Source organism: Geothrix oryzae, assembly GCF_030295385.1.
In the GTDB taxonomy this organism is placed as follows: domain Bacteria; phylum Acidobacteriota; class Holophagae; order Holophagales; family Holophagaceae; genus Geothrix; species Geothrix oryzae.
In genome coordinates this window covers 2,985,485-3,009,317 of the sequence record NZ_AP027079.1, presented here as the reverse complement: position 1 = coordinate 3,009,317, position 23,833 = coordinate 2,985,485, and the positions used below count along the sequence as shown (strand labels likewise).

Annotated in this window: 22 protein-coding genes; 4 read left to right on the top strand and 18 right to left on the bottom strand. The window is 69.5% G+C overall.

The window, feature by feature from the left end; genetic code table 11:
* Positions 1 to 1,140 carry a murein hydrolase activator EnvC family protein gene (locus tag QUD34_RS13850; protein ID WP_286354298.1) on the top strand — a complete coding sequence of 380 codons (1,140 nt, stop codon included), beginning with the start codon at positions 1 to 3 and terminating at the stop codon, positions 1,138 to 1,140.
* A gap of 88 nt (positions 1,141 to 1,228) precedes the next feature.
* On the opposite strand, the gene QUD34_RS13845 is transcribed toward QUD34_RS13850, so the two are convergent.
* Positions 1,229 to 2,416, bottom strand: a complete 1,188-nt coding sequence (locus tag QUD34_RS13845; RefSeq protein ID WP_286354297.1) for a type II secretion system F family protein — start codon at positions 2,414 to 2,416, stop codon at positions 1,229 to 1,231.
* Between the two features lie 97 nt (positions 2,417 to 2,513).
* Between QUD34_RS13845 and QUD34_RS13840 the strand changes: the two genes are divergently transcribed.
* Positions 2,514 to 5,027, top strand: coding sequence for a hypothetical protein (locus tag QUD34_RS13840; protein ID WP_286354296.1), 2,514 nt, complete (start codon positions 2,514 to 2,516; stop codon positions 5,025 to 5,027).
* Between the two features lie 167 nt (positions 5,028 to 5,194).
* The gene (locus QUD34_RS13835; RefSeq protein ID WP_286354295.1) at positions 5,195 to 6,349 is read left to right on the top strand and encodes a DUF4382 domain-containing protein; all 1,155 of its coding nucleotides are present in this window, start codon (positions 5,195 to 5,197) and stop codon (positions 6,347 to 6,349) included.
* Between the two features lie 30 nt (positions 6,350 to 6,379).
* On the opposite strand, the gene dauA is transcribed toward QUD34_RS13835, so the two are convergent.
* The 10 genes from dauA to rplU all read right to left on the bottom strand — a co-directional run bounded on the left by dauA (position 6,380) and on the right by rplU (position 16,362).
* Complete coding sequence (dauA, locus tag QUD34_RS13830; RefSeq protein ID WP_286354294.1) at positions 6,380 to 8,242, bottom strand: C4-dicarboxylic acid transporter DauA; 1,863 nt, start codon at positions 8,240 to 8,242, stop codon at positions 6,380 to 6,382.
* Between the two features lie 3 nt (positions 8,243 to 8,245).
* Complete coding sequence (locus QUD34_RS13825; RefSeq protein ID WP_286354293.1) at positions 8,246 to 9,880, bottom strand: serine/threonine-protein kinase; 1,635 nt, start codon at positions 9,878 to 9,880, stop codon at positions 8,246 to 8,248.
* 2 nt (positions 9,881 to 9,882) lie between these two features.
* Positions 9,883 to 11,235 (bottom strand): OmpP1/FadL family transporter, encoded by a 1,353-nt coding sequence (locus QUD34_RS13820; RefSeq protein ID WP_286354292.1) that lies wholly within the window; start codon positions 11,233 to 11,235, stop codon positions 9,883 to 9,885.
* Positions 11,236 to 11,358: 123 nt separating this feature from the next.
* Complete coding sequence (locus tag QUD34_RS13815; RefSeq protein ID WP_286354291.1) at positions 11,359 to 12,288, bottom strand: VirK/YbjX family protein; 930 nt, start codon at positions 12,286 to 12,288, stop codon at positions 11,359 to 11,361.
* Complete coding sequence (locus QUD34_RS13810) at positions 12,285 to 13,538, bottom strand: Glu/Leu/Phe/Val family dehydrogenase (RefSeq protein ID WP_286354290.1); 1,254 nt, start codon at positions 13,536 to 13,538, stop codon at positions 12,285 to 12,287. The genes QUD34_RS13815 and QUD34_RS13810 overlap by 4 nt, the downstream gene beginning before the upstream one ends.
* Positions 13,539 to 13,550: 12 nt before the next feature.
* Positions 13,551 to 13,928, bottom strand: coding sequence for a ribosome silencing factor (gene rsfS, locus QUD34_RS13805; protein WP_286354289.1), 378 nt, complete (start codon positions 13,926 to 13,928; stop codon positions 13,551 to 13,553).
* Between the two features lie 17 nt (positions 13,929 to 13,945).
* A complete protein-coding gene (nadD, locus tag QUD34_RS13800) occupies positions 13,946 to 14,560 on the bottom strand; it encodes a nicotinate (nicotinamide) nucleotide adenylyltransferase (RefSeq protein WP_286354288.1) in 615 nt (204 codons plus the stop codon).
* Positions 14,560 to 15,594: a GTPase ObgE gene (gene obgE / locus QUD34_RS13795; protein WP_286354287.1), complete on the bottom strand. Its 1,035-nt coding sequence runs from the start codon at positions 15,592 to 15,594 to the stop codon at positions 14,560 to 14,562. The genes nadD and obgE overlap by 1 nt, the downstream gene beginning before the upstream one ends.
* 113 nt (positions 15,595 to 15,707) lie before the next feature.
* Positions 15,708 to 15,968, bottom strand: coding sequence for a 50S ribosomal protein L27 (gene rpmA / locus QUD34_RS13790; RefSeq protein ID WP_286354286.1), 261 nt, complete (start codon positions 15,966 to 15,968; stop codon positions 15,708 to 15,710).
* An 82-nt stretch (positions 15,969 to 16,050) separates the two neighbouring features.
* Positions 16,051 to 16,362, bottom strand: coding sequence for a 50S ribosomal protein L21 (rplU, locus tag QUD34_RS13785; RefSeq protein ID WP_286354285.1), 312 nt, complete (start codon positions 16,360 to 16,362; stop codon positions 16,051 to 16,053).
* Between the two features lie 206 nt (positions 16,363 to 16,568).
* Here rplU and QUD34_RS13780 point away from each other — a divergent pair, with 206 nt between their 5' ends.
* Positions 16,569 to 18,038 carry a menaquinone biosynthesis decarboxylase gene (locus QUD34_RS13780; RefSeq protein WP_286354284.1) on the top strand — a complete coding sequence of 490 codons (1,470 nt, stop codon included), beginning with the start codon at positions 16,569 to 16,571 and terminating at the stop codon, positions 18,036 to 18,038.
* Between the two features lie 214 nt (positions 18,039 to 18,252).
* On the opposite strand, the gene QUD34_RS13775 is transcribed toward QUD34_RS13780, so the two are convergent.
* The 7 genes from QUD34_RS13775 to QUD34_RS13745 all read right to left on the bottom strand — a co-directional run bounded on the left by QUD34_RS13775 (position 18,253) and on the right by QUD34_RS13745 (position 23,833).
* A complete protein-coding gene (locus tag QUD34_RS13775) occupies positions 18,253 to 18,786 on the bottom strand; it encodes an outer membrane beta-barrel protein (protein WP_286354283.1) in 534 nt (177 codons plus the stop codon).
* Positions 18,787 to 18,993: 207 nt separating this feature from the next.
* On the bottom strand, positions 18,994 to 19,353 hold the full coding sequence (rplS, locus tag QUD34_RS13770) for a 50S ribosomal protein L19 (protein WP_286354282.1): 360 nt from the start codon (positions 19,351 to 19,353) through the stop codon (positions 18,994 to 18,996).
* A gap of 109 nt (positions 19,354 to 19,462) precedes the next feature.
* The gene (trmD, locus tag QUD34_RS13765) at positions 19,463 to 20,254 is read right to left on the bottom strand and encodes a tRNA (guanosine(37)-N1)-methyltransferase TrmD (protein WP_286354281.1); all 792 of its coding nucleotides are present in this window, start codon (positions 20,252 to 20,254) and stop codon (positions 19,463 to 19,465) included.
* Positions 20,254 to 20,856 carry an exopolysaccharide biosynthesis protein gene (locus QUD34_RS13760; RefSeq protein WP_286354280.1) on the bottom strand — a complete coding sequence of 201 codons (603 nt, stop codon included), beginning with the start codon at positions 20,854 to 20,856 and terminating at the stop codon, positions 20,254 to 20,256. Before QUD34_RS13760 ends, trmD begins: the two co-directional genes overlap by 1 nt.
* A gap of 19 nt (positions 20,857 to 20,875) precedes the next feature.
* A complete protein-coding gene (rlmN, locus tag QUD34_RS13755) occupies positions 20,876 to 22,105 on the bottom strand; it encodes a dual-specificity RNA methyltransferase RlmN (protein ID WP_286354279.1) in 1,230 nt (409 codons plus the stop codon).
* A gap of 2 nt (positions 22,106 to 22,107) precedes the next feature.
* Complete coding sequence (locus QUD34_RS13750) at positions 22,108 to 22,368, bottom strand: hypothetical protein (RefSeq protein WP_286354278.1); 261 nt, start codon at positions 22,366 to 22,368, stop codon at positions 22,108 to 22,110.
* Positions 22,369 to 22,411: 43 nt separating this feature from the next.
* A complete protein-coding gene (locus QUD34_RS13745) occupies positions 22,412 to 23,833 on the bottom strand; it encodes a cyclic nucleotide-binding domain-containing protein (protein ID WP_286354277.1) in 1,422 nt (473 codons plus the stop codon).

Here is a 23,833-nt window from a genome sequence, read left to right as displayed (position 1 = left end):
GTGCGCCGCAGCCTCGGGCTCCTTCTCCCGGCGCTCCTCGTGGCGCAGAGCGCCCAGGACCCGGCGGAGCTGCGCCAGAAGCTGGCGGCGATCCAGGGCCGGCTGGGACAGGTGGACCGGCAGCTGGAGGTCCTGAAAAAGCGGCGCAAGGGCGTGCTGGTGGAGATCCAGGGCATCTCGCTGCAGCGGGACCGGGCCAAGGCGCAGGTGGAGGGCGCCCGGCTGCGGCGGGACCAGGCCCAGAGCGAAGTCCAGACCATCAGCCGGGAACAGACGCGCATCCAGGGCGAGGTGCTGAAGCTCCAGGGCGATCTGCGGAAGCAGGTGCGGTGGATGCAGGCCCTTGGACCCATGGGGGACCTGGGGTTCTATTCGACCTTCCGGGACCTGGAGGCGTGGCTGGTGGAGGGCCGCATGCTGGCCTGGGTGCGCCTGCAGGAGCGCAAGCGCCTGGACCACATCCATCGCCTGCAGGGTGACCTCAGCGCCAAGGAAAAGGCCCTGAAGGAGGTCCTGACGCGCCTGGCCAGCGAGGAGCGCGAAGCCGCCCAGCTCCAGGCCGCCCTGCGGCTCCAGGAGGAGAAGCTCAACGGATTTCTCGACGGCCTGCAGAAGGACGAGGTCGCCCAGAAGCAGGCCCAGGCAGAGCTGGCAGAGGAGGCCGTGCAGCTGGAGCGCCTGCTGGCCGGCCTACTGGCCAAGCCCAAGGGCGAGGCCTTCGAGGCGGTCGTGGCCTTCGCCAACCTCCGCGGGGAGTTGCCCCAGCCCGTGGAAGGAACTCTGGCGCTGGGATTCGGCGAGCACCTGCATCCCCGCTTCCGCACCAAGACCCTGCAGAGCGGCCTGCTCATCGCGGCCAGCGGCGGCGCGCCGGTGAACGCGGTGGCCGATGGGAAGGTGGCCTTCGCCGACTACTACCAGAGCTACGGCCCCATGGTGATCCTCGACCATGGCGGCGGCTGGTTCAGCCTCTACACCCACCTCCTGGGCCTCCAGGTCGCCAAGGGCCAGGTGCTGAAGGCCGGCGAGGCCGTGGGCGCCGTGGGCGACACCGTGGATGGCCCCCGCCTCGGCTTCGAGATCCGCCACCAGGCCCAGCCCCAGGACCCTCAGAAGTGGCTGAAAAGGCGGTACCGGTAGTTAGTCCGGGGGTTCCGCGCTCGACGCGGCCCAGCCGCGCCCCGCTTTCATTCCTCTGAAGGTTTCGGCCTGCGCGACATGGATGGGACTACCGCACCACGCTGCTGGCGTTGAAGAGCGGCACATAGATGGCGAGCAGCAGGGCGAGGACGACGACGCCCATGAAGAGGATGAGCACGGGGCCGATGAGGCTGGTGACCACGGTGGTGGCCTTCTCGACCTCCTGATCGAAGAAGTCGGCCACATGGTCGAGCATCTCGGGCAGGGCGCTGCTCTGCTCGCCCACCCGCACCATCTCGACGGCCAGGGGATCCAGCAGCTTCGCCTGCTCCAGAGCCTGATGCAGGCTGCTGCCCGCGCGCACCTTGTCGGTGACCAGGCGCAGGCCGGTCTTCATGCGCTCGCTGGGGCTGGTGCGCTGCACCACCTCCAGGGCCTGCACGGCGGGCATGCCGCCGGCGAGCAGCACGCCCAGCGTGCGGGAAAAGACGCTGGAGCTGTACATGCGGTACAGGGTGCCGATCTTGGGCAGCATCAACAGCAGCCGCTCCGCCAGCTTGCGGCCGGCCTCGGAGGCCACCATCCAGCGGATGAGCACGACGAGCCCGATCACGGCCAGGCCCTGGAGCCACAGGGTGGAGCTGATGACCTTGCCCATGTTGAGCAGCACACGGGTGAACAGGGGCATCTCGATGTCGCCGCCCGCATAGAACTCGGCGAAGCGGGGCAGCACCACATTGAAGATCACGCCCATGGCGAGGACCAGCACCATCACCAGGAAGGCCGGGTAGAACAGGGCCTCGATGATGCGGCGGCGACTGGTCTGCGCGAACTTCTGGAAGGCCAGCCAGCGGGCCAGGACTTCGGGCATGGTGCCGCTGCGCTCGCCGGCCACCACATTGCTGCGGTAGACCGCCGGGAAGGTGCCGGCCTGCTCCAGGGCGTCGGAGAATGACATGCCCTCGCGGACCAGCTCCACCACCTGGGTCAGGCTGCGGCGCAGCAGGGGATCCTTGCCGTGGCCCACCAGCAATTCCAGGGACTGGAGCAGGGGGATGCCCGCCTTCAGCAGGGCCAGCAGTTCCTGGTTGAACAGCACCAGCGATTCGGTCTTCAGCTGGGCGCGGCTCCGGAAGGCCGTGTCCGTGCGGGTGATGTCCAGGGGGAAGCCCCCTTCGGCCAGCACGCGGGCCCGCAGGGCTTCGGCGTTATCGGCCTCGAAGTCCCGGGTCAGGACCTCGCCGTTGGAATGGGTGAGCCGGACCGTGAATCGCATGGGCACCTGGACAGACTTTGAGGATAGCTGGAACTCCGCCGGCCCCCCTAAGGCGAGTTCCCTGGGAAAGTAGTCTTGGTCATCACCTGGAGGCCGCGTGCCGCGCCGTTCGTTCGCCTTGTTCCCTGTCCTCGCCTGCACCCTGGCGTTTCCCCTCGCCGCCCAGGCGCTGCCCCAGAACGCGCCCGGGGCGCCCCTTCGCAGCGTGGTGCCAGAGCCCGTTTCCCTCGACCTCCGCGGGGTGGACGGCACCCAGCTGGTGCCGAAGGACAACCGGGACGCCGCCCAGGCCGAGGCCGTCCGCCAGCGCTGGGCGCCCCTGGTCGCAGGTCTGAAGGGGGCTCCGGCGGTACGCCTGCTGCTGCCGACCGGCGAGGGGCGGGTCTCCCTGCTGCTGGCCGCGGCCCAGGCCCTGAAGGCCCAGGCCCCGGCCCAGCGGCTCTATGTCGCTTTCGATCCCCAGGCGATGCCCCTGCTGGAGGAGACCGCCTGGGGGGCCGTGGACGGCGGCGCCCTGGTGGCCGCGGACCTGAACCCGGATCCAGAGGCCTGGCGGGGCCAGCTCACCCGGGCCCAGGACACCTTCCCCGGGCGCCCCTGGACCTTGTGGCTGCCCTCGGACCCCGGGCCCCTGCTCTCCGTCCTCATGGGCGATGGCGGGCGCGCGGTGGTGCCCGCCGGGGGCCCGGCCGCCCGGTTGGCGGAGGCCCTGCCGCCGGGCTTCACGGAGGTGGAAGGGGGGCCGGGCGACCTGACCCTGCGCAACCGTAAAGGCGAATCCCGGCGCTGGGTGTTCGCGGAGGGGGCCTGGTCTCCGGCCCCCCTGCCGAAGGACCGCCACGAAGTGGCCGTGACGGCCGCCGAAGCCTACGATGTGGGCGCCCTGCTGGCCAAGGTGCGGGCGACCCAGCTGCGGTCCCGGGCCGCCGTGAAGACCGTGCAGGCCAAGGCGGATCTGGATCTGCACCTGCAGGGGGGCCGGGGTCCGGGCGGGGATCTGGGCTTCCGCTTCGCCTACTTCGAGAAAGCCGGCGAATGGCCCGAACTGCTGCAGAAGGAGGTGCGCTTCAACGGCGTCACCGCGAAGCTCGACGGGGAGGTGCAGCTGCCCCTCATCGAAAGCCGCCAGTCCATGTCCCTGCCCGTGGCGCTGGGCCTGACGGAGCGCTACCGCTACCGCGACGGCGGCCCGGCGGGCCCTGGACGCCGCCGGCTGCGCTTCGAACCCGTGGGGGCGGATCCCCTGCTGTACTCGGGCGAGCTGGAGGTGGAGGAGGCCTCGGGGCGGATCCTGATGGAGCGGCGCGAGCGGACCAACCTGCCGGGCACGGTGAAGAGCGAGCGGGAGATCCTGACCTATGGGCAGGTGGCGCCGGACGCCTGGCGGCCGACCTCGGTGCAGACCTTTGAGCGCTGGGTGAGCGCCGATGGCGTGGTGCAGGTCCAGCGGCGCTTCACCTACCGCGATTTCGAGGTGAACGGCGGCGGCTTCGAGACCGCCCGCACGGCGGCGAGGACCTCTGGTTCCACCATGCTGAAGGTGACGCCGGAAGGGGCCCGCTACTTCACGCGGCAGGGCGACGGCACGCGGAAGATCGAGGAGAAGCCCAAGAGCAGCGGCCGGGCCCTGGCGGCCGTGGTGCTCGTGGATCCGGGCCTGACGCCGCCCGTGGCGCCCCTGGGGGGCTTCCTCTACTTCGACTACAACGCCTTCGGCAAGGGCATCCAGCTCAACGCCCTCACGGCGATCCTGTTCAACACCGCGAGCCTGGCCATTCCGCGGGGCCTGGGCAGCTTTGATGTGAGCGCCGACGCCACGGCCCTGCTGATCAAGGGCACCGAGCGCCCGGTGGAGAACGGGCGGCTGTCCGACAAGGACGGCGTGGGCCGGCGCTTCGGAAAGGTGGGCCTGGAGCTGGGACGCGACCTGGGGCTGGGCTTCCGCCTGGAAGGACGCGGGGACTTCGAGTACGACGACTTCAGCGAGGGCGACAGCAAGTACCGCACCCCGGGCTACCTCCTGCCGCCCTCGGGCCTGACGCGCGTGGGCACCCTCCAGGGCTCCTGGCTCTACCGGGGCTTCCAGGTGCGGGCCTTCCATGGGTGGGGCCGGCGCCCCGAGGGCACCTACGGCCTGGCCACGGATCCCCAGCTGGTTCCCGAAGGGGGCGACTTCCGACGCTGGGGCGGCAGCCTCGGCCTGGACCGCGAGGTGCGGCCGGGGTTCTGGTTCCACGGCGAGGCCGGCTGGGCTTCGGGCCGCGCCTTCGACCGCTTCAAGGCCCTGGATGTGGGCGGTCTCGGGGGGGCCGTGCGCATCGCGGGCATCCGGGCCAACGCCATCACGGCGGACCGGCTGGTCTATGCGAAGACGGCCCTGGCCATCCCCACGGGGCCGAACCTGCGCCTCTCCGTGAGCCTCGAGCATGCCCGGGCCCGCAGCCTGGATGACCAGAAGACCTATGGCGTGAGCGGTGTGGGACTCGCCGGGGATCTGCCGGGGTTCTGGCTCTTCACCGCCGTGCGCGTGGACCTGGGCCTCGGCGTCCAGAGCGACATCGCGGGGGTCAAGACGGTGAACGGCTTCATCGCGCTGCTCAGGGTGTTCTGAACGAGCTTAGTTCGATGGATCTATATAAAAAATAAACACTTGAGAGTCATTTTGGGCCGAGGCGCGGCCGCGGCCGGGTGCTACTGCAAGCATGGCTGCGGTTGGGCCCGGCGGTTGCGGGCGGCGGCGGGGAAGCTATGGTTTCCTCCTCTTGCTAAGGAGGTCCCATGCTTCGATGGCGCACCGCGCTTCTGCTCGCAGCCACGCTTGGAGGGATGCTCATCCTGGGCTGCGGCGGCTCTTCCTCGGGTTCCGGCACGGGAACCATGAATGTGCACCTGGTCGACGGGCCCATCTCGGGCTACCAGGAGATCAATGTCAACATCCAGACCGTGGAGATCGCCGGCAACGGCGGCTGGATCACCCTCGGCACGCCCCGTAAGACCTTGAACCTGCTCAGCCTCGTGGGTGGCGTGGACGAGACGCTGGCGGCCGGCGCGACGCTGCCCGCGGGCCACTATGGGCAGATGCGCCTGATCCTGGGCGCCGGCAACACCGTGAAGCTGGCGGATGGCACCGTCCATGACCTGACCGTGCCCTCGGGGCTCCAGACGGGCATCAAGCTCATCGTGAACTTCGATGTGGCCGCGGGTACCACGAAGGATGTGTGGATCGACTTCGATGCGGCCCACTCCATCCAGGTGGTGCAGGCGGGGATGTCGGGCCAGTATCACCTGCGCCCCACGGTCTGGGCCTGCGACAAGCTCGTCACGGGCTCCATCCACGGGACGCTGACGGACGCCGCGACTTCGGCGGCGCTGCCGGGGGTCCTGGTCTATGCGGAAACCCTCGATGGCTCGGGCAATGCCGTCCTCGCGCGCAGCACCGTGACGGATGCCGCCGGTGCCTACACCCTGGATCTGCTTCCCGTGGGCGCGACCTACTTCGTGGTGAGCCAGCCCGTGACGGGGGCGGCACCCACCTTCAAGGCCTATGATGCCAAGGCCAGCGACGGCTTCGCCCTCACCGCGATGGCCCCCGTGTTCAGCTACAGCGCGGCCTTCACCGCCAACGCCGCCCTCGGGGGCGTGGCGGGCGGCCTCACGCCGGTGGCCACCAGCAGCCAGAGCGACCGGGTGAACCTGCTCCAGTCCCTGACCACGCCGTCGGGAAGTCACACCTTCATCGTGCAGACAACGATGGCCACCGTGGGCACGGCGGCGGAGACTTACGGCTTCACGGCCGTCCCGGCGGGCGCCTACAGCGTTCAGGCCCTGCGCTTCACCGCGAATGCCGACGGGACCACCACCCAGTCCGCCTCGACGGTCCAGACGGCCACGGTGGCTTCGGGTGCGACCGTGACCGTGAACCTGGGGCTCTGAGCCCCACCCGTACCGGGGTCCGGAAGGCCGCTACTTCGGGGCCTTCCGGATCTTCGCCTTCTCGCGGTGCAGCACCTGGAAGCGGATGGGTCCGAGCTCCAGGCGCCGGTAGGTGTGGAGCTTGGCTTTCATGATCCGGAAGGCATCCGTCATGGTGTCGCAGATGGCAAGTTCGTCGGCCTTCCCATGGATGCCGCCGCGCGCGAAGACCTCCCGGGCCTGGCCGTGGAGCCCCACGATGATGGCCTTGATCCCCTGCCGCGCCATCTCCCGGAGCACGCCCTCCATGGCCACCAGGCCCGTCACATCAGCGCTGGGGACCTGCTCCATGCGGAAGATGATGACGCGGACATCCGCGCCGATGGCCCGCATGGCGCCCATGGCCCGCTCGGCCGCGCCGAAGAAGAGGGGGCCCGCCAGGTCGTAGATCACCACGCCCTCAGGCAGGGGACCCGGCAGGGCGCGGTGGTCCGGGTGGGTGACCTGGCCGCCGGACAGGCCGGCCATGCGGCGCATGAAGAGCAGCGAGGCCAGCATGATGCCCACGGTCACGGCGATCACCATGTCGAAGACCACCGTGAGGAAGTAGCAGGTCAGGAGGACCGCCACATCGCTCTTGGGGGCGACCTTGAGGGTGTGGAGGAAGTGCTCAGCCTCCGACATGTTCCAGGCCACCAGCAGCAGAAGTGCGGCCAGGCTGGCCATGGGCAGGAAGCGGATGAGGGGGGCCAGCAGGAGGATGGCCAGGAGGATCGTCAGGGCGTGGGTCATGGCGGCGATGGGCGTGCGCCCGCCATAGCGGAAATTCGTGGCCGTCCGCGCGATGGCGCCCGTGGCCGGGATGCCGCCGAAGAAGGGGGCCAGCACATTGCCCACGCCGAGGGCCATCAGCTCGGCATCGGGGTCGTGGCGGGTGCGGGCCATGCCGTCGGCCACCACGGCCGACAGCAGCGACTCGATGGCGCCGAGCATGGCCACGGCGAAGGCGCTGGGGAGCAGCATCCGCAGGGTGCCCAGGTTCATCCCCAGGGGCTGGCCGCCGGGCCCCGGCGCGTGCCAGGGCCACATGGGCAGAGGGGGGATCTGGGGGATGCCGTCCACCATCCGCCCGCCGATCAGGGTGTGGAACCGGGTGCCGATGGTATCCACCGAAAAGCCAGGGATGAGGTGGGGAAGGCCCCAGCCGACCACCGCCGCCAGGGGCAGGGCGATGAGGGGCGCCGGAATTTTGCGCAGGGGGCGGGGCAGCCGCACCAGCCAGCGCTTGGGCAGCCTCGGGAGGAGGAGGATCGCCAGGGTGCCCAGGCCCACCAGGAACTCCCAGGGCGAGGCCGTGCCCCGGGCCTGGATCATGGCGCCGAGCCGCTCGAAGAAGTGGTCGGGGTTCCCTTCGAGTCTCAGGCCGAAGAGATCCTTGAGCTGGAGGGCGGCGATCACCGTGGCGATGCCCGTGGTGAAGCCGGTGGTCACGGGGAAGGGGATGTATTCGATGAGGCGGCCCAGGCGCAGGGCGCCCATGCCGATGAGGATCAGGCCCGCCATGAGGCCGGACATGAGCAGCCCGGCCAGGCCGAAGCGGGCGTACAAGGGAGCCAGCACGACGATGAAGGCCGCGGTGGGCCCCGCCACCTGGATGCGGGATCCCCCGAGCAGCGCCGTGAAGAACCCGGCGACGATGGCGGTGTAGAGTCCCTGCTGGGGCGGCACGCCCACGGCGATGGCCAGGGCCATGGCCAGGGGCAGCGCCACGATGCCCACCAGGAAGCCCGCGGTGAGGTCCTGCCGGAACTGTCGCCCCGAATAGCCCTCGGCCAGCACCGCGCGGAGCGCGGCGGCGGGAAGGGCCTTCAGCGGGAGACCGTCACCTGCATCCTGGAACCGCGTTCGGGCCATGGCTCATCCTTGTGATGAAGACTCCAGCAGGAGGCGCTCGAGAACCTCGATCACCTCCGGGTCGTCGGGGCGCTCGTCCGGATCTTTCCGGCAGAGCCGTTCGATGAGGTTCACGAGTTCGGCGGGGAGATCCGGACGGAGGGCCGCCAGGTCCGGCAGGGGGGCCCGCTGGTGCTGTTCGAGGATCTCGAAGGGGGTTTCGCCGTCGAAGGGCGGGTGCCCGGCGAGCATCTCGAAGAGGATGATCCCGAAGGCGTAGCGATCGGCGGCCGAGGTCACCTGGGCCTTGAGCTGGGCCTCGGGCGCGGCGTACCGGGGCGTTCCGAGGAAGGCATAGGTGGTGGTCAGGGTATTGGAATCCACGATGCGGGAGATGCCGAAATCCATCACCTTGGCCTGATCCCCATCGAAGATCACATTGCCGGGCTTCAGGTCGCGGTGGACGATGCCCAGGCGGTGGGCGTGGGCCATGGCGCCGGCGATCTGGAGCGCGACGCGGAGGAACCAGGGCAGGGTCGGGGGCCCATCCTCCCGGAGCACCTGGTCGAGGCGCCGGCCGGCGATGTATTCCATCGCCAGCCAGGGGGGGCCCGCCTCGGGCCCGGGATCCAGCATCCGCACCAGGTTGGGATGGTTCAGCATGGTGCCCAGTTTCGCCTCCTGCCGAAAGCGGCGGAGGAACTCGGGATCATCGTGGCGATAGGGGTGGAGCAGCTTGAGGGCCACGGGCGCCTTGGTCGCGGCATGGTGGGCCAGGTAGGTGCTGGCGAACCCGCCCCGCCCCAGCAGGCGTTCGATCCGGTAGGGACCGAGCTGCTCCGGATCCCGGAAGGAGGATTCGTGGAGGGTGCGATGCCGCCTCCGATTGATCAGGATCGCCCCGACCAGGCCCAGGAAGGCCCCGAGGGGCCAGATCCACCTCCAGGCAAGGCCCGTTTCACCGCGAGTCCCTGAGGGTGCCTGAGGGGCGGGCGTGATGGCAGGGACCGGACCTGGTGCGGAGGTGGGAACGGCTGCTTCGGCCGGGGCCGGGAGGCCCGCCTGGGGTTTGGCGGGAGTGGACGAAGCGGCGGCAGGTGTAGGGAAGGTCTGGGCGGGGGCCTGGGCCGGCGTTGGCATCGGCGACGGTCCATGCGACGGTCCTGGCGACGGGGCTGAGGCTGGGGCCGGCGTCGGCGCGGGCTCCGTGGCTGGAGGTGGGGTCGGATGGCGGGGGCCGGGAACGGGCTCCGTGGGCTGGGCTGAGGAGAGGGGCCCCTTGGGGGGCACGACAGCCTGATCCCTTTGGCCGATGGCGTGGCTCAAGGCCTCCCGTTCCGCTTTCGGCTCTCCGTAGAAGGCGGCCTTCTCGAGGGCTGCCCGGGCGCCGGCCGCATCTCCGGCTTCGAGGAGGCAGTGTGCCAGGTGGGTGTGGGGCGAGTAGTTGGTGAGCAGGTTGTTTCCGTAGATGACCACCCGCGCCGCCGAGGCGGGCCGGAGCTCGATGGCCCGGCGGTAGGCCGCGGCGGCCGTCTTCCACTGCCCCTGGCGCTCGGCCTCGAGCCCATCCTGGTAGGCCGAATAGAAGGTGGAGTACGCCTGCGCCAGCAGCAGGGGCGCCAGCCCCAGCCCCAGCACGGCACGAATCCGGGAACCCACGCTCAGTCCCCCACGAAGAGATGGCGGAGAACCCGCTCGAGCGGGTGCCGGTCGAACTGGAGGATGGTGGAGACATCGAGCCGGTGCTCTCGGATGTGTTCCGTCCCCACGGACGGGGTTCCGGTCCGCGTCAGGATCTGATCCACCTCCAGGGACTGCGAGGCGCGCCGGCTGGACCAGCCGTACCGGTAGGCCACATCCACGCCGATGGCTCCCCGCTTGAGGCCGCTGCCCAGGGAGACATGGTTCATCACCCTCTGGGTGCCGGTGATCGCATCGACCACCGGCTGGGGTTCGCGGCTCAGCCCGGCCCGGAGGGGGATCACGGTGCCGTCCTGAGTGATCTTCAGGTATTCGATGCCCAGGTGGACATCCGTGGCGTTCGGGGTCCGGTCCCCCTTGTCGAAATCGAAGAAGCTCTGGCCGTTGAGCCGCGGGGAGGTGGACATGTACCGGGTGGTGGACCACAGGGTGTGGGACAGGTCCGCGGTGATCAGCCACAGGTCCGAGGGGCGGTAGGCGAAACCGAGGCCGGTCCCTGCGGGCCAATGGAGCCCCGTGGTCATGGGCGCGCCGGTGAAGCCTCCCGAGCCGGAACTGGTGGAGAGCTGCGTGGCGAAGGTGTAGTCGGCGTGGAACCCCGTGCGGTGGACGATCCCGAAGCTCCAGGTGGGCCAGCGCCAGATGAGCCCCAGGTTGAGGTTCTCGCCATCCATGGCATTCGTCTGGCGGAAGGCCACGGCCGCCTGGGTCGTCCCGGTGGTGCGGAGGCTCGCCGAGGCGAGGTCCCAGCGTCCGCGCCACTGGTTGTAGGAGAGGCCCAGCAGGATGCGCTGGGACACTTCGTAGGCCACGGCCAGGGAGTAGAGGTCGATCTGCCCGGTCTGGGTGATGTCCTGGGCCAGCTGGACCGGCAAGCCGGAAGCGGTGGTGAGGGGCGATTCCGTGAGGGTCCGCTGGGTGTGGTCGGTCAGAGCGAAGGCCCGCTGGATGGACAGCTGGAGGACCAGGTTCCGGCCGCCCGCCTGCAGCGGGGCGGTCGCGGAGATGAACAGGGGATCGAAGCGCGTGGAGCTGACGAGGGCATCGCTCACGGCCAGGACGCGGCTCCGGCTCGAGGTCTCGAAGTCCTCGTAGCCGACGGAGCGCTGGGTTCCACGCGCCACGAAGCTCACCTCGGGGTGGAGGAGCTGGGCCAGGCCGGCGGGATTGAAGGAGACGGCGGTGGCGTCATCCGCCACCGCGATGAAGGCCCCGCCCAGCCCCATGGCGCGGGCTCCGGCCCCCTGGACGGTGAAGTTGGTGCGGGATTGCTCCGAGATCAGGGTGCCGATGGGGGTCTGGGCCGACAGCATGCCCCCTCCCGCACTGGCGAGGCAGCACCAGAGCAGGATCTGGGACGGGCAGCGACGGAGGGAATTCACCCTCCCATGATGCCTGCGATCCCGGCGGGCCGGGAATCGCGAAGTCGGAAGCGGCTACCGGGATCCCGAGGCCGTGAGCACCGTCCGGATCTGCCGGGAGAGGGCGTCCATCAAGGCGTAGCGCTTGGTGTACATGGACCGCTTGTTGGGCTTGATCTCGTCGCCGGAGCGTCGGGCCGCCTTCAGGGGCAGACGGAACCAGCCGTCGGGCTGCCGCTCGCCGCCCGCCTCGATCCACAGGTCGTCGTAGTCGAAGAGGATTTTCTTGCCGGGCCCGAGGATCCGGCCCCGGGCCACATGGATGTCGTTTCCCACGCCCAGCAGATGGGCCACCCGCAGGGAGCGGGCAACCTCCTGGGCCACGAAGACCATGAGGGCCTTGGGGCGGAGGCCATGCATGGCTTTGGTGGCGAGCTTGATGGTCTCCTCGTCCCCGCCCTTGCGGCCCTGGAGCGCCCCGACGACACAGGACCAGCCCTCCGGAAGGTGCTCGAGGGAGAAGGCAAACGAACTGATGGCCCCGCTGGTGCCCTCGAGCTCGAGGAAGACGCCGATTTCACCCTCCTTGCGGAACTGGGCGTCGGCGCGCATCCGCAGGCTCATGGTCCCGGCCTTGTCCAGGGGGATCCGGGCCAGCAGGAGGCCCCCCTCCCGGAGCATGGCCGCCTGGAACTCGCCGCCCTTGGCGTTCACGAACAGGTAGGTGTCGCGGATGACCTTGAAGCGTCTGGACCAGTTCCACCGGCGGGACATGTAGGTGCCCATGGGGCGGAAGGCCAAGCGGGGATTGGCCTCCACGAAGGGGCGGATGACCGGGGCATCCAGGAAGGCGAACCAGCCCTGGACGGAGACCTCCCGGAGGACGGCCAAGGCGGCCCAACGGAGGTGCCGCTTGACCTTCTTCCGCTCGTCGGGGCCGGTCTCGTAGGCTTGCGTGCTGTAGTGCCAAGCCTTCCGGGAGACCCTGATGTAGCTTTGGATCACGCGTAGAATCCGCGGTATCTCATGGCCTGGGCCACGCGGTCGAGGGCCAGGATGTAGGCGCCGATGCGGGGGTTGGTCTTGTACTTGTCGGTGGTGGCGAAGGTGGCCTGGAAGGCATGGGTCATGTAGTCCACCAGGCGCTCGTTGACTTCGCGCTCCCGCCAGTAGAAGCCCTGGCGGTTCTGCACCCACTCGAAGTAGCTGACGGTGACGCCGCCGACATTGGCCAGGATGTCGGGCACCACGAGGACGCCGTGCTCCAGCAGGATGGGATCGGCCTCGGGGGTGGTGGGGCCGTTGGCACCCTCCACGATGACCTTGGCGCGCACCTGGGCGGCGTTGGCCTCGGTGATCTGGTTCTCCGACGCGGCGGGCACGAGGATGTCCACCGGGTGGGTCAGGAGGGTCTTGGGATCCAGGGGCTCGGCGCCCCGGAACCCGGCGACGGTGCGGGCCTCGGCCACATGCTTGAGCAGGGCGTGGATGTCCAGGCCCCGGTCGTTCTTGACGGCGCCCTGGATGTCGCTGATGGCCACGACGCGGGCCCCGGCCTCATGCAGCAGCCGCGCGGCCTGGCTGCCCACATTGCCGAAGCCCTGCACGGCCACGGTGGCCCCGGCCAGGGGCTTGCCCAGGCGCTGCATGGCCTCGCGGGCGGTGATGAGGATGCCGCGGCCCGTGGCTTCGGCGCGGCCCAGGCTGCCGCCCAGACCCAGGGGCTTGCCGGTGACGACGGCGTTCTCGGTACGGCGGACATGCATGGAATAGGTGTCGAGGACCCAGGCCATGGTCTGGGCATCGGTGCCCATGTCCGGGGCGGGCACATCACGGTCGGGGCCGATGATGTCCATGATCTCGGCGATGTAGCGTCGAGTGAGCCGCTCCTTCTCGCCCAGGCTCAGGCGGGTGGGGTCGCAGACGATGCCGCCCTTGCCGCCGCCGAAGGGCACATCCACCACGGCACACTTCCAGGTCATCCATGCCGCGAGGGCCTTGACCTCGTCGAGGGTGACATTGAGGTCGTAGCGGATGCCACCCTTGGCCGGTCCGCGCGCCACATTGTGCTGCACGCGGTAGCCGGTGAAGACCTCCCAGTGCCCGTTGTCCATGAGCACGGGCAGGCTGACGATCATGGAGCGGCTGGGCGCCATGAACACCTTGAAGAGCGCATCGTCCAGTCCGTAGAGCTGGGAGGCGACCCGCAGACGGGCCTGCATGGCCTCAAAGGCGTTGGTCTGGTCGATGGGCATGGAGGTCATCTCCTACGGGCGGGCATCGGAGGCGGGGGGGAGCTCGGCGGGCAGTTCCAGCTCGCGGCCGGCGTTCCAGAGTTCCTCGAGGTTGTAGTGGCGGCGGGTCTCCTCGTCCATGACATGGACGACCAGGTTGCCGAAATCGAGCAGCACCCAGTTGCCGTTGGTCTCGCCTTCGCGGGAGATGGGGCGCTCCCCATCCGCCAGCTTCAGGGCGTCCTCGATGGCCTCGGCGATGGCGCGGTTCTGGCGATCGCTGCCGCCGCTCATGAAGGCGAAGGTGTCGGTGAAGCTGGCGATGTCCTTCACGTCCAGGAGGCGGATGCGGAAGGCTTTCTTGGACCGGGCGGCGTCGACGACGGTCGCAAGCCGGGAATCAAGGGTCATGCGGGCTCCAGAGCAGGCTAACGATACAGGTTTTCGGTGCGGATGGCAGCCATAACTTGGGGCGGAATGCCCCCCGGATCCTGGGCAGGATCCGCCGCCAGACGAAGGCGGAGGTCCGTCGAGGCCAGGTCCAGTTCCGTGGCGGGAAGCCAGACCAGCTCTCCGGGGTGGCCGGACCAGGATGCGGCGGGCCGCAGGCCCGGGACTTCGGGGATCGTGCCGGGCGCGCCGGGCCGGAGGGCCACCGCGGCGGAGGCGAGCTGGAACACCCGCTCGGGCTGCCGCCAGCGGGGCAGGCCCGGCAGCTGATCGCTGCCCATGACGAGGATCCAGGCCGTGCCGGGCTCCCGGACCGCCAGGGTCTCAAGGGTGTCCACGGTGTAGCTGGTGCCGCCGCGGTCCAGCTCGAGGCACTCCACCCGGCAACGCGGATCGAAGGCCCGGAGGGCCTCGGTCAACAGGTGCAGGCGGGCCTCGCCGCCGGGGCCGCCGGGGTCGGGCTTGTGGGGGCTGACGAAGGTGGGCACGAAGCGCAGCTCATCCAGTTCGAGGTGATCCAGCGCCAGTCGGGCAAGTTTCAGATGCCCCTCATGTGGGGGATTGAACGCCCCCCCGAGCAGGCCGACGCGCACTACCGGGCCTCTTCCTTGAGTCCTTTGAGTTCCTTGAGGGCGGCATCCACCGCGAAGGCGAGTTCGCGCAGGCCCTCGCCGGTGACGCCCGAGATGAAGACGGGCTTCTGGCCCCGTTCGGCGCAGAGGGCCTCGAAGGCCTTCCGGCGCTCCTCGTCCTGCAGGGCGTCGAGCTTGGTGCCCACCAGCCAGCGCGGTTTGGCGGCCAGCACGGGACTGAAGGCCTGCACCTCGCCGTCGATCACGCGGATGGCTTCGGCGGGTTCGGTGATGGGATCCGACAGGTCCACGAGGTGCAGCAGCATGCGGGTGCGCTCCACATGGCGCAGGAACTGGATGCCCAGACCCGCACCGTCCGCGGCGCCTTCGATGAGGCCGGGGATGTCGGCGATGACCCAGCTGTCGAGGAGGTCGCCCCCGAAGCGGTCGAGGCTCACGACGCCGAGCTGGGGCTCCAGGGTGGTGAAGGGATAGTCGGCGATCTTGGGCCGGGCGGCGCTGAGGCGGCTCACCAGGGTGCTCTTGCCCGCGTTGGGGAAGCCCACCAGGCCCACATCCGCGATGAGCTTGAGCTCCAGGTCGAGGGTGCGTTCCTCGCCATCCTCGCCGGGCTGATGATGGCGGGGGGTGCGGTTGGTGGAGCTCTTGAAGTTCGTGTTGCCCAGGCCGCCGCGGCCGCCCCGGGCCACGCAGACATCCTGGCCGTGCTCGAGCAGCTCCGCCAGCACCTCGCCGGTGTCGCCGTCCTTCACGAGGGTGCCCAGGGGCACCTCCAGGAGGACATCCAGCCCGTCCTTGCCGTGGCGCATGCAGCCTTCGCCCTGGCGGCCGCGTTCGGCGGTGAACTCGCGCTTGTTGCGGTAGGGGTTGAGGGTGTTCAGCGCCCGGTTGGCGCGCAGGAACACCGAGCCGCCCTTGCCGCCATCCCCGCCATCGGGGCCGCCCTCGGGGGCGAACTTCTCGCGGCGGAAGCTCATGGCGCCGGAACCGCCGTGGCCGGCGGCGACGCGGAGCTGGATGTGGTCAAGGAACATGTGGGCCTGTGGTTTCGGAAGATAGGGAAGACATAAGCATAGGCCGGGCTACGCCCGGCCTATGCGCGGGGGTCTCGGGGGTGTGCGCGCAGCGCGGAACCCCCTGACAGCATTCAGCCCTCGATGGGGTCGATGTGGATGAAGCGGCCGCTCTGGCCCTTGTCCTGGAAGCGCACCTTGCCGTCGATGAGGGCGAACAGGGTGTGGTCCTTGCCCATGCCGACATTGATGCCGGCCTTGAACTTGGTGCCGCGCTGGCGGACGAGGATGGAGCCGCCGGGGACGACTTCGCCGCCGAACTCCTTCACGCCGAGGCGCTGGGAATGGGAATCACGACCGTTGCGGCTGGAACCGACGCCTTTTTTATGAGCCATGGAAGTACCTCTTAAGCTTGATGTCGAATGGAATGAAAAGGCTTTTCTCTACCTGGTTGCGCCTGAGGCGAAAACAGCCGGACTAGGCCTTAATGCTCTTGATCCGAACTTCCGTGTAGCCCTGGCGGTGGCCCTGGGTGCGCTGGTAGGTGGTGGTCTTCTTCTTCTTGAAGATGATCACCTTCTTGGCGCGGTCATGGGTGATGACCTCGGCCTCGACCTTGGCGCCGGCCACGGTGGGCTTGCCCACCTTCAGGTCGCCGTCGTTGTCGATGAGGAGGACTTCCTCAAAGGTCACGGCCTGCTTGGGATCCTTCTCGAGCAATTCCACGCGGAGGATGTCGCCCTCGGCGACGCGGTACTGCTTCCCGCCGGTCTTGATGATTGCGAACATGAAAACCTCTTCAGTTGGGGCGTGTGGGCGGCAGTCCATCGGACGCGCTTGGGAGCCCACGGCCAGGGCAAGGCCCATCAGTATGCGGGGAAAGCCCTGTCACCTCAAGGGAAATTCCTGAAGCCAGGGGCGGTTGGCCTGCGGCGAGGGGACATTGGGTTCCGGGGACCGGCCCGGGATGGGATGATCGGGATCCGGAGATTCCCATGGGCCGCGATTTCCAGACCTTCCTGAAGCAGCTCGAGGCCGCCGGCGACCTGAGCCGCGTGGCTGCCGAAGTCGATCCCTTCCTGGAGATGGGGGCCATCGCCGACCGGGTTTCCAAGGAGCCCGGGGGGGGCAGGGCCCTGATCTTCGACCGGCCCAAGGGCAAGGCCATGCCCGTGGCCATGAATGCCTTCGGCAGCCTGAAGCGCATGGAGATGGCCCTGGGCGTGGACCGGGAGCCCCGCGGCCTCGACGCCATCGCCGACCGCATCGAGAAGCTGGTGCAGGAAGCCATGCCCAAGCCCGGGACGGGCTTCTTCGAGAAGCTGGCCAAGCTGCCCGTGCTGGCCGAGGTCGGCAACTGGATGCCCAAGACCGTCCGCAAGGGGATCTGCCAGGAGATCGTGCTGAAGGGCGATCAGGTGAAGCTGTCGGACCTGCCCGTGCTCACCACCTGGCCCGAGGACGGCGGCCCCTTCATCACGCTCGGCATGAGCCACACCCGCAACAAGCAGACGGGCCACCGCAACATGGGCCTCTACCGCCTGCAGGTCTACGACGACCGCACCCTGGGCTTCCACACCCAGCTGCACCACGACGGCGCCCGCAACCGCCACGGCTACGGCAGGGACGAGCGCATGCCCGTGGCCGTGAGCTTCGGCGGCGACCCGGCCCTGACCTATGCCGCCACGGCGCCCCTGCCGCCCTTCCTCAGCGAGGTGATGTTCGCGGGCTTCCTGCGGGGCGAGGGCATCGAGATGGTGTCCTGCGTGACCAACGATCTGGAAGTGCCCGCCGATTCGGAGCTCGTCATCGAGGGTTATGTGAACCCTGGCGAGCTGCGCCGGGAGGGCCCCTTCGGCGACCACACGGGCTACTACTCCCTGGCCGACGACTATCCCGTGCTCCATGTCGAAGCCATCACCATGCGGAAGAACCCCGTGTTCCCCGCCACCATCGTGGGCCGCCCGCCCCAGGAGGACGCCTACCTGGGTCTGGCCACGGAGCGGATCTTCCTGCCGCTGCTCCGCATGGTGCTGCCCGAGATCCGGGACATGCACCTGCCCGCCGCCGGCGCCTTCCACAACCTGGTGATCCTCTCCATCAAGAAGGAATACCCCGGTCACGCCCAGAAGGTGATGAACGCCATATGGGGCACGGGCCAGATCATGTTCACCAAGGGCATCGTGGTGGTGGATGAGGACATCGATCCCCACGACCTGAACGAGGTGCTCTTCCGCCTCACCAGCAATGTGGATCCCAAGCGCGACATGCTCTTCACCGAGGGCCCGCTGGATGTCCTGGATCACTCCGCCGACCGCTTCGCCTTCGGCTCCAAGGTGGGCATCGACGCCACCCGCAAGAACCGCCCCTGGGACGGTTTCACCCGCGAATGGCCGCGGGACCTGGTGTTCCCCGACGAGATCCTGGACCGCCTCGGCAAGCGCTGGAAGGAATACGGGCTCTGACCCGCGTCAGGTCAGGGGTTCCGGAGAGCAAAGCGAAGCCCGGCTGTGCCGGGCATCGCGCGGGGGTCCGGGGGTGTGCGCGCAGCGCGCCCATAGATCCCCGCCACACATGCGTGGTGGGGGGAACTCCCGGAGAGCAAAGCGAGGCCCGGCTGTGCCGGGCATCGCGCGGGGGTCCGGGGGTGTGCGCGCAGCGCGGAACCCCCGGAGAGTATTAAAACCGGACGGTCACGCCCGCCTGCAGGGCGTTGGCCTGGAAGCCCTTGGTGATGCGGGAATGCAGGAAGCGGGCTTCGGTGCCCACGGTGGCATTCCACTGGTAGCCCACGCCGGCGGCCAACCCGAACTTGGTGGTGTCGCTGGTCTCCTTGAGGGCGCCGAGCTTGGATTCAAAGGACCAGCGCACGGCCGCGAGACCTCCCGTGAGGTAGAGCCCCTCCGGTTTGCCGGCGACGAAGTAGAGGTAGTCGCCGCCCAGGCTGAGGTTGGAGGCGGTCTGCTTCACGGAGCCGAAGGTGGCCTCGGGGTAGATGCTGTAATCCAGCCGGGGTCGCACCATGTGGCCATCGCCCAGGTCGAAGGTGCCGTGGACGCCGATGCCCGGGCCAGGCTTGTTGTCGACGAAGTCCTTCAGGTCGCCCAGGGGGAGGTTCACCAGGCCCTGCACGCCGTAGCGCGGGGCCTCGGCCCCGAGGGACAGGGCGGCAGCGGCCAGCGTGGCCAGGGTCAGACGGGACAGGGTCAGCATGGTTCCTCCCGGGGGCCGGCCGACCCGGGGGATCGGCCATGGCACGGGACCATGTTCGCATGACCGCAGCCTTGCCGCATCCCGCGCCGGATCCAAAAGATGAGATAGAATTAAAGGACCAGCTTGGGTTAGATCGTTCGTGGTAGCGCTATTCTTTCCATGAAAAAGGCGCCCGGGTGGGCGCCTTTCCAAAGGGAAGGATTCGACCTACTGGGCGCTGTCCGCGCGGCGCTCCTTGAGGCGACCGGCCTTGCCGAGCTTCTCGCGCAGGAAGTAGAGCTTGGCGCGGCGGACCTTGCCGTGGCGCACGACTTCCAGCTTGTCGATGGTGGGGCTGTTCAGGGGGAAGATGCGCTCCACACCCACGCCGCTCGCGACCTTGCGGACGGTGAAGGAGGTGCGCATGCCGCCGCCCTTGATGCCGATGACGATGCCCTGGAAGAGCTGGATGCGCTCCTTCTCGCCTTCCTTCACCTTGACATGCACCTTGACGGTGTCGCCGGGGGCGATGCGGGGAAGGTCGCTGCGAAGCAGGCTGGCTTCGAGTTGATCGATGATGTGGCTCATGTGGGCTCCTGGGCCAGCGGTCCCAAGCCTACGATCAGGCGGACATGGCTCGAAAGTCCCCGGATGGGGAGTCAGTCAGTGTATCCGATGGGCCGGAAAAGGGAAGGGGTCATTCAAGGCGATAGCCCTTCCAGCCCTTCGGTTTGGGCCGCTCCCAGTCCCCCGGATGCTCCACCTGCCAGGCGCACCACTGGGCGGGGCGGTCCAGGTCCCGCAGGCGGTCCCTCAGGTAGAGGGCCCACAGGTCGGGCCGCAGGCGCTTCGTCCGGGCCATGGCCTCCCGCAGGCGCCAGAGCCGGATGGCCCCGTGGTCGCCCCCCTGGAGGACGGCCGGCACCTCCGCCCCTTCAAAGGTGGCCGGGCGGGTGAAGTGAGGGTGGTCGAGCAGGCCGGTGGCAAAGCTGTCCTCCTCGGCGGAGGCCCCGTTCCCCAGCACGCCCGGCAGCCAGCGGCAGACGGCATCGATGAGGAAGAGGGCCGGGAGCTCGCCGCCGCTGAGGACGGCCTCGCCGATGCTGAGCTCCTCGTCCACGAGGGCCTCCACCGCCCGCTGGTCCAGGCCCTCGTACCGGGTGCAGACCAGGATCAGCTGGTCGAGCCGGGCCAGCTCCAGCACCTTGGCATGGGTGAGGGGCGGGGCCGCGGGGCTGAAGTGGATGATGCGCCCCGCGCCCTCCCGGGGCACGGAGGCCAGGGTGTCCCGCAGCACCTCCGGCCGCAGCACCATGCCCGGGCCGCCGCCGAAGGGCGCGTCGTCCACATGGCCAAAGGCATTGCCGGCGAAGGGCCGGTAGCTGTGGGTGTGCAGTCCATGTCCCAGCTCCCGGAAGGCCCGGCCGGTGATGCCGAGGCGGGCGGTCTCGAAGAACTCGGGGAAGAGGGTGAGGGCATCGATGCGCATCACTGCACCAGGGCGTGGAAGGCCTTCAGGAAGCCCCGGGCGATGAGGCCGAAGCTGGAGGCGAAGTAGACCGTGTTGCCGAGGGAGGCCGCCGCGCCGATCCAGGCCCAGGTGGGCCGTTCCTCCAGGAGGGCGGCGCCCAGGAGGCAGAGGATGGCCGCGGGGAGCTGGTTCCCGAAGGGCAGGGGCACGGGGATGGCCAGCAGGAAGCCGGTCCAGGTGATGCAGGCGCCCACCCAGCGGTGGTTGAGGGGGCGCCGCTCGGCGCCGCGCCAGCGGAAGCGGTCCAGCTGCGCCTCGAGCTTGGCGAGGGCGTTCTTGATGCGGCCCTTGTGGATGGCCTGGTCCTGCACCCGGCGGGGCACCCAGGGATGGGCGGTCCCCCAGGCCAGCTGGGAGCCCAGGGCGATGAGGCCGATGCCGCCCACCGGGGCCAGCCCGATGTTCAGGCCCGGGACCAGGCTCGGCAGGGAGAGCAGCAGCGTCAGGAGGCCGTAAGTCTGCTCGCCCGCGGCATCCAGCAGTTCGCCCAGCGTGATCTCACCCTCCGCGTCGAGCAGGGCGTGGAGGGTTTCGAAGAAGGGTTTCGGCGCGGGCTGCACCCGTCCAGCATGACCGAAGTCAGCGCGGTTTCGGGTGCCGGCCTTGGCCTTCCCTTACCAGCTGGCCGCAGGCTCCGGCCACATCCTGCCCGCGGCTGCGGCGGACGCTCACGGGCAGCCCCGCATCCGAGAGCAGCCGGCAGAGCGCGCCGACGCGGGACTCCTCCGGGGGCTCGAAGCCGCTGCCCTCGTGCGGATTGAACGGGATCAGGTTGATCTTGGCGGGGAAGCGGCGCGCGAAGGCGGCCAGGCGGCGGCCATCCTCCAGGCTGTCGGTGACGCCCTTCAGCAGCACATATTCGAGGGTGATGCGCTCGCCGGACTGCAGGGGGAAGGCCGCGAGCGCCGTCGCCAGGGCCTCCAGGTTCCACACCCGGTTCACGGGCATGATCAGGGAGCGGTGGATGTCCGTGGTGGCATTCAGGCTCAAGGCCAGCCGGGGCCGGCGGGCGAAGGCGCCCAGGCGCTCGATGCCGCTCACCAGGCCCGAGGTGGAGAGGGTGATGCGCCTCGGCGGGATGGCCAGGCCCTTGGGATCGGTCAGCGGACCGAAGGCGGTCATCACATGATCGAGGTTGTGCAGGGGCTCCCCCATGCCCATGAACACCAAGTTGACGGGGCGCTCCGCGGGATGGCCGTGGTGGTTCAGCATGGCCACGACCTGGCCCACGATCTCCGCCGCGCTGAGGTTGCGGATGATGCCCATCTGGCCCGTGGCGCAGAAGGTGCACCCCATGGCGCAGCCCACCTGGCTGGAGAGGCAGAGGGTGACGCGGTCGAGGTCTTCAGGGTCCAGGACCGGGGGTGTAGGTCTCAGACCTGACCCCCGGACGGAAAGCCCGGGGACAGGCTCGGCCTGGCCCGGGCGCGGGGGCTCCGGGGGTGTAGGTCGCAGACCGGACCCCCGGACGACATAAGGCATGTGGACGCCTTCGACCTGCTTCCCGTCGGCGAGCTCGAACACATGCTTGGTCGAACCATCGGAGGAGGGCTGGCTCTGCACGATGGTGGGCCAGGCGAGCTCCACCTCGGCCGCCAGCCGGGTCCGGAGGGCCTGCGGCAGGTGGGTGAACTGCTCCCAGCGGGTCCAGCGCTGCCGGTAGAGCCCCTCGAACAGTTGCGCGCCGCGCCAGGCGGGCTCGCCGAAGCTCGCGACCAGGGCCTTCAGGGCCGCCAGGTCCAGGCCTGCGGCGTTGGGACGCGGAGCCGAGCCGGCTTCGGGGGCCGGGAGATCCCAGGGCTGAACCATCGCTAGTCCATCCGGATCTTGAAGGACTTCATCAGGCGCTTGTCATCCTCGGAGAAGGGCAGGTCGGCGTCCTCGTCCCCCGGAGCCACGATCTCCCGCGACCGGGTCCCCATCGGGGAGGCCTCGAGGATGAGCATGAGGCCGTAGCCCTGGGCCTGGATCTGGAAGGTGAGATCCCGGCAGTGGTCGTCTTCCGCCAGGGCCTTGACCAAGGAATCCCCCAGCTCGCTCACCAGATGGTGAAGGTGCTCTGGCAATTCCATGGGACCTCCGCCCCTCCAGGATACCAGTCGTTCCGGACAGACCCTACAAGCCGAACCAGGCCCGGATCTGCCGCGACCACTGGGCCCGCCGGGACTCCTTCGGCGCCGAGGTCCCGGACGCGTCGAGGGCCCGGTGCTCGATGAGGTCCAGCAGCCGTTCCAGCAGTTCCGGCTCCCGCTTGAGGGAGGCCTCGAAGGCCTCCTTCGGGAGCTCGGCGACCTCGGCTTCCGTGAGGGCGACCACCGTGGCGTTCCGCGGAGCGCCCGTGAGCAGGCTGGCCTCGCCGAACCACTGGCCCGGGCCGAGCTCCGCCAGGGGCTTCCAGAAGATCCCGGTGTAGGGCTCCAGCCGCTCCTCGGCCCGCACGACCTGGAGGGTGCCGCGGTGCACGGCGAAGAGCGAATGGCCGGGATCGCCTTCCCGGATGACGCCCTCCCCGGGGGCCAGCGCCCGCAGGCGGAGGTGGCCGCGGAGATCCTCGGCCCAGTGGTCCGGCAGACCCAGCTGGCGGACGAGATCGTGCATCAGGGCCGGTTCCGGCAGCGGCTCCTGTCGCGCCACCAGCGGGGTCGGGCCGTGGGGGCCCATGAGCCGGAAGCCCTCCCGCGGCAGCACGGTGGCGGCCAGGCGCGTGGCCTGGAACGCGGCCTGGCGCCCGTGGCGGAATCCCAGCGCCCAGAAGCGCATCTCCAGCACGGCGCCGCCCAGGTCCGAGCTGTGGACCACCACCTCGGGCCGATGCTGGGCCGGGTGGGGCAGGCCCGCGAGGGCCCGGGTGAGGTGCTCCAGGGCGGCATGGAGGTCCGGGCGCGGCTCGACGATGACCTTGGCCGTGCGGCGGTGCAGGCCCGAGGGTACATAGAGGTTCGTCACCACGGCCTGGGCGATGGCGCGGTTGGGCAGGATGTCCATGTCGCCGTTCTCGGTGCGGAGCTGCACCGTGCGCCAGGTCATGCTCTCCACCTGTCCGATGAGCGTCTCCCGGCCGGGGCCGCCGCGCAGGGTGCCGGTGATCTCCACCCAGTCGCCCACCTGGAAGGCCGGATCCAGGTGGAGGGAGATGCCGGCGAAGAGGTTGCCCAGCACCTCCTGGAGGCTGAGGCCCACCACGGCCGCGGCGATGGCGCCGGTGCCCAGCAGCTGGCCCAGGCTCACCTGGAGCACCTGGCGGAGGATGCCGCCCGCCGCCACGAGGTAGAGCACCACCACGAGGAGATCCCGCGCGAAGCCGGGCGTGGCCGTCTTCCGCTGGCTCAACAGGGGGTCGAGCAGCAGGAAGGAGACCAGCCGGATGGCCCCGTAGGCCAGGACGGACCAGAGGATCACATCGGCGGCGCGGTGGATGATGGGGTGGGAGCTCGTGCGGGGCAGGACGAAGGCCGCCGCCAGCAGCAGCAGGCCGAGCAGCACCCAGGCCGCGATCCGGCGCGGGGCGCTGACCTTCTCCCTCAAGTCGCGAAACAT